Here is a 208-nt window from a genome sequence, read left to right on the forward strand (position 1 = left end):
GTTTCGACTACGGGGTTGTTACCCTCTACGACGGACCTTTCCAGGTCGCTTCGTCTACCTCGTTCCTTTGTAACTCCGTATAGAATGTCCTACAACCCCAAGAGGCAAGCCGCTTGGTTTGGGCTATGTTCCGTTTCGCTCGCCGCTACTCAGGAAATCGCATTTGCTTTCTCTTCCTCCAGGTACTTAGATGTTTCAGTTCCCTGGG

Annotated in this window: 1 rRNA gene; it reads right to left on the minus strand. The window is 51.4% G+C overall.

Features of this window, described 5'->3' with window-relative positions:
• Window positions 1–208, minus strand: a 23S ribosomal RNA gene (locus MR079_RS29085); the annotation flags it as partial.

Origin of the sequence: Bacillus cereus group sp. BfR-BA-01381, assembly GCF_022663555.1 — a bacterium.
GTDB lineage: Bacteria > Bacillota > Bacilli > Bacillales > Bacillaceae_G > Bacillus_A > Bacillus_A pacificus.